The organism is Dietzia sp. B44 (assembly GCF_014145245.1).
Taxonomy (GTDB): domain Bacteria; phylum Actinomycetota; class Actinomycetes; order Mycobacteriales; family Mycobacteriaceae; genus Dietzia; species Dietzia natronolimnaea.
The window spans coordinates 2,669-10,802 of record NZ_JAALEF010000496.1; the positions used below are offsets into that span (position 1 = coordinate 2,669).

5 protein-coding genes and 1 pseudogene are annotated in these 8,134 nt (G+C 67.4%); 4 read left to right on the forward strand and 2 right to left on the reverse strand.

From position 1 onward, the window contains the following. The first annotated feature begins 289 nt into the window (after positions 1-289). Both G6017_RS14805 and G6017_RS14810 read left to right on the forward strand, forming a co-directional pair. On the forward strand, positions 290-451 hold the full coding sequence (locus G6017_RS14805) for a toxin-antitoxin system HicB family antitoxin (RefSeq protein ID WP_119192862.1): 162 nt from the start codon (positions 290-292) through the stop codon (positions 449-451). Between the two features lie 298 nt (positions 452-749). After that, complete coding sequence (locus G6017_RS14810; RefSeq protein WP_146776290.1) at positions 750-2,597, forward strand: hypothetical protein; 1,848 nt, start codon at positions 750-752, stop codon at positions 2,595-2,597. A gap of 35 nt (positions 2,598-2,632) precedes the next feature. On the opposite strand, the gene mobF is transcribed toward G6017_RS14810, so the two are convergent. After that, positions 2,633-6,253 (reverse strand): MobF family relaxase, encoded by a 3,621-nt coding sequence (mobF, locus tag G6017_RS14815; RefSeq protein WP_347238024.1) that lies wholly within the window; start codon positions 6,251-6,253, stop codon positions 2,633-2,635. Between the two features lie 182 nt (positions 6,254-6,435). Here mobF and G6017_RS14820 point away from each other — a divergent pair, with 182 nt between their 5' ends. Both G6017_RS14820 and G6017_RS16995 read left to right on the forward strand, forming a co-directional pair. After that, positions 6,436-6,828, forward strand: coding sequence for a hypothetical protein (locus G6017_RS14820; protein WP_181694353.1), 393 nt, complete (start codon positions 6,436-6,438; stop codon positions 6,826-6,828). 244 nt (positions 6,829-7,072) lie between these two features. Continuing rightward, the gene (locus G6017_RS16995) at positions 7,073-7,396 is read left to right on the forward strand and encodes a hypothetical protein (protein ID WP_228549012.1); all 324 of its coding nucleotides are present in this window, start codon (positions 7,073-7,075) and stop codon (positions 7,394-7,396) included. A 542-nt stretch (positions 7,397-7,938) separates the two neighbouring features. On the opposite strand, the pseudogene G6017_RS16530 reads toward G6017_RS16995, so the two are convergent. Further along, positions 7,939-8,134: pseudogene (locus G6017_RS16530) on the reverse strand (hypothetical protein); the annotation flags it as partial.

The window sequence follows — 8,134 nt, forward strand, 5'->3', positions numbered from 1 at the left end:
GCGCGGCAGGTCATTCCGGTGCTCGATGGAATCGACCTGATGGAGCTGGTGCTCGTCGACTCACTCATGCCAGCTCAAAAGGACGCCAAACACTAGTTGCAAGCGAGCATGACTCAGGGCCGAGTTCCACGATCGGCTGAAACAGCGGCCTCCGCGCCACACTTGTTACCGCCATTTGTGACGTCGTGAGCGTGTCGCACACATTTCTGACGTCAGCCATGTCAGTTTTGACGTCATGGCGACCACACGTTCTGGGCCTGGCAGGCCAGCCTTGGGGGAGCGGACACGCATGACAGTCCGCGTACCTTCGGATGTTTACGACGCACTTCGGCGTGAAGCCAAGGCGCGCGGCATCTCTATGAACCAGTACGTAGCCGAAGTCGCTGCGGCACACCTCGGCATGCCCAAAGCCGTGTCGCATTTTGACGACCAGGAGGCGATTCCAGCGTGAGGTAGATCAGCTGTGTGACTGAAAACTAAAAATCATGCAGCCCATGAAATGACTGATCCCGGCTCACTGGCGAGTGGGCCGGGATCGAAAGTCAAGAGTTCGAGTTACCGCTCAAACTCGGTGTTGCTCACCAATTAGGAGAGCTGTGCTTCCAAGCACCTCTCAGGGTAGGTCATACCTTCCGGACGGTCCAGTCGATCCGGACGGCGTGTCTTGTTCTGATACCAGCAAAACTGCATCCCATCAGGTCAACACGTGGTGGGAGTCGGTGGCGTGTGTGTGGAGTCCGCGCCCGTATGTGCGGGTCGACCCGCGCAAAGCCCACACCTTCTCGACAACTCGGCGCTTCACCGACGGCGCCCCCGGCCCAGATGTGCCGTACGCGCTGCATCTGACAGACGAAGCCGGCCGTTTCCGCCTGCTTGCTCTGGACTTCGACGCCCATCACGCCGGCTCAACCGCCACTGCCGACCTCGCCGCCTGCACATCCGCTCTCACCGCCGCGGGGATCGAACATCTGGTGTGCTCATCTGGACCCGGCGGGGGATATCACGTCTGGATCCGCCTGAGCACCGCGATCTCACCGACCCGACTAGCGCCAGTAGTGGACGCATTCGCCGCCGCGTGGCCCTCACTTGACCGCGGCCCACTGGCGAACCCGCGCACCGGTTGTGTCCGCGCCCCGGGCTCACCCCACCGCTCCGGCGGAACCTCGGTACCCCTGGGCGACACCGACATTCATCCCGCATCGCTGCGTGCTCTCAAGCGGGCTGTCGAGCAGCTCGGCGCCCACCCTCATCCGGCCGCCGCGGCGAACCCGACGGTTGCCACCCTGCCCGTGCATGTCGATGTCGAAGGCCATCCGCATCTGGCCGGACCACGCCGCCCACTGCCCGCCAAGATCCGCGCCCTCTGCTCAACCCCCATCACCAGCAGCGGGGATGCCTCCGCGATCGGTTGGTCGATCGTGCTCGCGTGCGCACACGCCCGCATGCAGTACCGCGACCTCGCCAGAGCCGCCTTCACCGAGAACTGGCCCGGTCTGGAATTCCTGCGCACCCGCCGCACCGCAGGCGGCCGTACCCCCCGGCTGGACACCGAACAGGAGCTGGCTCGTCAGTGGGCCAAGGCCGTCACTGCCGCCAGCCACGCCACCCGCACCTCGTGCACTGCCAGCCCGGCCCGCCGCACCGCCGAGCGCACCGTCGCCGATCTGATCGCGCGCATGGAGGCCCAGCCCGAGCAGTGGCAGGGCAAAACCGGAGCGCAGAGCCGACTCGTCCTGCTCGCCCTGGCCGCACGCGTCCTCTCGGCAGCCTCCGAGGAGGTCCACTTCTCTGAGCGTGACTGGGCTCTGGCCGCCGGCCTGGTCAGGGACACCGTCGCTGACCGGCTTACCGATCTCGCCGACCGGGGCTGGATCCGCCGCACGCAGCGAGCAGTTGGCCCGTGGGCCGCGACCTGGCGGGTGGCTACCCGCGGGGGCGGGGAGACAGGAAGTGGCGCAGTATTTACTCCAGTCCTAGCGCAGCAACTTCATGAGGAACTGGAATGCGCTCGCGCCGACATCTGGCACGCCCGCCCTCTGGGTGTCCTGGGGATGCGGGTGTGGGACCTGCTCCGGACCGGGCGAGTATCGGTGGGGGAGCTGGCGACACGCTTGGGCGTGTGCGCGGCCACCGTGCGCAGCAAACTCCGTGCCCTGCAGTCCCTCGGTCTATGCACCGCCAGCGGGCGCGCCTACCAGGGGCGCTCCCGCCTAACCCGGGCCGCCGCCGCCGCAGGGGTGACAGGGGCCCACGCCGATCGGGTCCGCCTGTACCGCCTCCAATCGGCGGTATTCGTGTGGTGGTTCACCACCCGCTACCAGGCAGAAGACTCCGACGCGCTTGCCGAATGGGGGAGCTTCCCCAGCCCGGCCGAAGCCGAGCAGGTCCACCCCGTCGATATCGCCCTGGCCTACGGGGCCACCGCGACCGGGCCGCCGGTGGAGGCAACCACCTGGGGGGCAGCAATGGCCGCGCAAGATCGCCACCGCGAGCCAGACCCCGGTAGTTGGTGGGAACTGGTGGCCGCGGCCCGCGCTGCGCTGCCTGCGGCGGACGTGCTGGCCGCGCCCCATCAATGGGCCGCCACTGCCGCCTAACACCTCCAGTTGACCGCCTGCTCGAAGCGGACAAGTCACCAGAGGTCGGGAGAGGAGTCGGTCGTAGGTCCCCAGGGCGATCCGGTCGTCGAGTGGGTGTCCGGGCCGCTTTCTTCCTCTGCGGCCCGGTGGTCGAGGTAGGAGGCAGTGAAGTCGTCCACGTCCACCGAGGGCGCCTGGGCGGTGTCCTCGTCGGGCGAGGTCGTCAGTTCGTCGTGGGTGGCGGTGAGCCAGGCCGCGAGTTCGGCATCGCCAGTAGCGGTTGCCGGTGGGGGAGTGGGCAGAGCGCTTCGGTCTTGACCGGCGGCGGTCACGTGACGCAAGCGGTGGGCGATGACGGCACCGGGGGAGTCCGCGGTTTCGAGGTTCGCTGTGGCCTGCGTCCAGTGTTCGCGTGGGTCGCGGCCGGCTTTTGCCGCGTCGGTCCAGGCTTGGGCGATCGCCGCGTATTGGTCGGGATCTGCCTCGAGCTGGCGACTGTAGAGACGGGGGAGAGCGTCGGTGTATTCGGCCAAAGTGGCGCTGGTGAAGGCGTCGGCGGCCAGGTCGACGCCGTGCCGATACAGCGCTTCCAGACGCGCCGGGTCGGTGGCGTGGTCCATCTCTTCGCGCAGGGCCGCAGTGGCCGAGGCTTGGTGGGTGTCGCGCCGCAGAATGGTCGCCAGAACTTCCGAGGCGGTAGGTGCGTCCCGGTCGCCAGCCGAGTGCATGTGGGCATCTTCCGCCACGAAATCAACGACGGGCTCGCAGACGGCGTAGGCGCGGTTCTCTTGCTTGCCTCGGGTCATGGCGACATAGAGGCCGGCCCGGTCGACGGAGGTGTCCACCACGGCGTGGGTGGTCTCCACGGTGGCGCCCTGGGCTCGGTGGATGGTGGAGGCGTAACCCAGGTGGATGTTGTCTTGCGCGTAGCTGCCGGGTACGAGCATCTGCTCGTCGGTGTTGATATCTTGCACGGCCACCGAGCCGTCGCCTGTGAGGCCGGTGACGGTGAACAGTTGCCCGTTGATGACCCGGCCCAGGTACTTGCGGTCTTCGGTGTAGAGCTTGGCGTTCTTGCGGGCGATGACGGTGTCCCCGACGCCGATGGTGTCGCCTCTAGCGACTCGGGTTTCGCAGGATGCGTCGACGATCCCGGCGGTGATGCGGCCTGAGCGGATGATCTCGTTGAGGGTGTCGACGTCGGTGTTCCTCGAGGCGATGATCAACGAGTTTCGGCCGGCACCTGTGTCGGTGAGGTAGGCCTCCACTGCCTCGGTGAGCATCTGCTCGCGGGTGCCGCCGGTGATCCATCCCCGCTGGGAGTACAGGGCCAGGGCGTCGGGGTTTCCCTCGCGTAGGGAGAGTGTGGCGGCGGCTTGTTCGGTGTCGCTGCCCATGCGCATGACCTCGCGCAGCTCGGGCGTTCCTGGGGTGCGCGCGACCTCTCCGAACAGTCCGCCGGTTTCGACGGCTGCGAGCTGCTTGGGGTCACCGATGAGCCGACCAACAGCTCCCGATTCAGTGGCGATCTCTGTCAGTGCGGCCAGGTTTTCGGTGCTCGACATTCCGGCCTCATCGACCAGGAGCATGTCGCCGGGGGCGATCTTGATCGGCAGTGCCGACAGGGTCTTCTCCGGTTGGTTGGGGTGTAGTCCGCGCCAGGTGAAGGTCACCGAATCGATGGTGTGGGAGGTCGCACCGATCTCATCGGAAAGGATGGATGCCGCCGCTGCCGAGGGCGCCAATCCGATGACACCTCGCCCGCTGTCCTGCCAGGTTTGGGCGAGGAGTTTCATGCTCGCGGTCTTGCCGGTACCGGCTGGGCCAACTCCGGCGGCAACGAGCGTGCCGGAGGTGAGAAGGTGACGCGCCATCGCGGCCTGCCCGGCGTTGAGCGCCCACCCGTGCTCGAGTTCGTGGCGGGCCAGGGCCTGCTCAATGTCGGCGCCTGAGGCGAACACCGCAACCGGTGTGGTGGCCGCCTCGAGGGTCAGTGTCTCGGCTTCAAGGACCGCGGCGGTGGTGTATTTGCGGGAGTTGGCGTGACGGTCCACCCCGGCCCCGGACTCACCCGTCAGTGCCTCCGGTAGGTCCAGCATTTCCGGCGGTGTCAGGGCCACGACGTGCGCTCCCATCGCCTCTTCCATGACCTGGCTGTGGGCTTGCTCCAGGTCGCCGGCGGAGGCAAACCGGTATCCCTTCAGGACGGTCGACACTGCCGTGTCCACGTGCGACTGGCGGAACTGCGCCCGCTGGGAGGTCACCGCGCGTACAGCTTTGGTTGCCACGTCGGTGGCGTGTTCGCTGCCTGAGTACAGGGGTCGGTCCTGCTCTGCGCCGGCACCTCGGACGCCGGAGAGCATGGCCGCAAGGGCGTCCTGGCCAATGCGCTCGGCGGCCACCTTGTGCCAGGTCTGCCGGTGCTCATCGAGGGACTGTGCGGGCTTCTTTGCATCGCGTGTGTCGAGGATGGCTTTCTGCCACAGGGCGTACGCGGCCCGCTGCGAGGGTTGGCGACCATTGGCCTGGACGTACTCGGTGACCAGTCGGTCGTAGACCGGACGGGCCAGGGTCCGGCGGGAGGAGAACGCGTCGATCAGGCGGCGGTCAATACCGGCGACTTCCCAGATGGGCGCCTTGTCTCGGTGCGGGTAGTGGGCCACAAATCGCGCGCCCATTCGGCGGGTGATGAGGTCGTGCAGGACGGCGTCGTAGCGGGCGGAGATCGCCTGGTGCATCTGGTGGATTGCGCGTGAGTCCAGGGTGCGCCACCGCCCGTCGGGGCCTTGCACTTTGTTGGCGATCAATACGTGCGAGTGCAGGTCCGGGTCCCCGCCGCGGGTGTCGAAATGGGTGAACTCACTGGCCACGATCCCGCCGGTGGAGACCTGCTCGATGCCGTTGGTTCCCACCCGCGTGTACACCGCATTGTTCTCGGCCCAGGTGAGTGCTTCGGCGACTGCTTCGTGGTGCAGCGCCGCGATGTGGGAGGCGGTGTGCTCGTCGGCCATTGCCCACCAGACGCTGACACTTTTGACCGGGGAGAAGGTGAAGTCGAACCCGGCCACGGCCTGGCGGACCTTGTCTCGTTCGCGGTTGACCCAGGCGATGACGTCGCGCCCGGAGGCGTGGTCGTAGCCGAACTGCTCGGTGTAGAAACCGCGTCCGACACTCTCGGCGATCTGGCCCTTCTCATCCGTGGTGGGGCGCCTGCCTTCGCCAGAGACGAACGCCTTCTCAGCGGCGTCGATCGCCGCCAGGACCGGCACGCCGGAGGCGTACAGGGAGTAGGAGCGGCCCAGTTTGCAGGCCGACAGTGGCGTCCCTGATTCCATGAGGTCGTCGGTGTCCGGGTGCAGGCCTTCGCCGTACAGTGCGGCCATCTGTGCTTCGGTGACGACCGATCCCGAGATGGCGTTCTCGGATGCCAGCCCGGTCAGTCCGGAGCCGATCCAGCGGCCCGGTGGGGTGCCCTTGGCGGCGTAGTAGTCCGACAGGCTTTGCCCTTGCGGGTCGGCGTCGTGGGTGGCCACGGAGCGCAGCAAGTACTGGTATCCAGTCCCGGCGTGCACCGCCCGCAGGCTCATCATGAACGCCAGTCTAGGCGGGGGCGTCTGGGCGCGTCTATCGGCGCGGCTGGCCGGGTCGGTGACCAGCGGTTTTCCAGGCGTCATTAGTAATGCCTACTGTGTAAGACTGTTCAGAGGAGCGAGAGCGAGTCGGGTTTTGTGGCGGACGCACGGAGGGCGACTGGCCGGGGCGGTGCGGAAGCTGCGGCGGGCAGCCGCAGCCAGAGCGTGGGCAGCCAGAGCGTGGGCGACTGCGGGGGAGAGCGGCGACCAATAGGGTCGAGCGTATGGGCCTCGCGAAGACAGACTCCCGTTCACAGACCGCACGGGCCCGCGCCCGCCAAGCAATGGCCGTCGAGTTGGAGCGAGCGCGCAAGCGCGAGTCCAAGCTTATTGCCGTGTTCTCCGCGATCGACGCCCGCGAGGAAGCAGAAGCCACCCTCGGCGGCGCGCTCATCGAGCTCCGGGGCCTCGGCGTCCCCCAGTCCGACCTAGCCGAGATGACCGGCCTGTCTGCCCGCGACGTCGGTGCAGCGATCCGCAGCGCAAAAAACTCCGAGGACGACAACGACGAAGCCAGCGGCGAGTCTGAGTCAGAGAGCACCGGGAGTGCGAGCGAAGACGCTGAGACGGGCACGGCTGTAGACAGTTCGGACAGCAACGGTGCCAGCAACCACTGATCCCCGCGGTGGGCCGTGGTGTGAGGACGTTCCCCTGCCGGGACTGGACCTGGAACCACGGTCCACCTCGTCTGGGCCGTCGGCTAACTCGCGCCCCTACAGCGCGACACTGCCCCCCACTCCGGAGGCAATCGCCGCGTTCTGGGCCAAGGTCGTACGAGCCCCCGGCGACGGACATTGGCTGTTCACGGGGGCCGTCTCCGGTGTTGATGGGTACGGACGCTTGAGCTGGCGCGAAGGCGGCGTGAGCCGCACCGAATCAGCGCACCGGTTCGCGCTTCTACTCGACGGCATCGACCTGGCCGGCGTCGTCGCCGAACACCGCTGCAACGAGCCACTATGCGTGCGCGTTGATCCCGATCACCTGATCCCGTCCACACAGGCGGCGAACCTGAACTACGCCGTCGCCTGCGGACGCACCGGAATTATCCGAACCTCCCTCAGACGGCAAGACCGCCACGCCCGCTCCCTGGCCGTCCGCAACGCAGTCTCTGGTGGCTGGGACCCCATCGCCTACAGCGCCGCATCCGGCAATACCGCACCCCTGGATACACCTTCGCTGTTCTGATCTGACGTACGCTTACCCACAACAAAGGCCCCGCCACACCGCGGGGCCTTTTCTCGTTCCGGTCGGAAGAGATGTGTCAGCGTTCAGTCACTCGCGCGTCTTGCGCTTTCGCAGTTCCCAGAACTGCGGCAGCGTCCACCGCGGGCGGCGTCTGGTCGATCACCACGCGCGCCAACCGTGACCGGTACCGCGCATCATTGCGGACCGCGAACGACCAGTGCCCGATAAACCAGGCCAGCGTCCCCAGTGCCGCGAGGAGTCGGCGCCCACGTTCGCCCCCTGCCTCACCCCGAGCAAGCCGATGATCGCGCACATCCCGCCCACACCTCGCGCGGTCGGAGGAAGCACGAGGGCACCGCCCGCCACCACCGCGACCGCCAACGTCGCCGTGCCAAGATCCCACATTGCGTGCCACCTTCTCCCTCAGGCCGCGGGCGCCGTGGACGCCGCCTACCTACGACTCGAGTCGGTCCGCCGAGCTCGGCGTCCCCGAATGATCGTCGTGCCCTTGGGGTGTGGCTGCCACCTCTGACACTCAGTTCTCAGGGGCGCTCGTCGGGGCGTTCAGTTGCGGTCGACGGTGTGCCGGCCGGGCCGGCCTCGCGAGTGTTATCGCGTAGTGAGTCCAGCACTTCACGCAGAGTGTCCGAGGTCGCCTCGGCGCGGACCCGGGCCCGGTCGGCCTGCTCGGCCTCGGCGCGCGCGTCCTGCGCGTCCCGAAGGGCCGCGTCAAGCTGC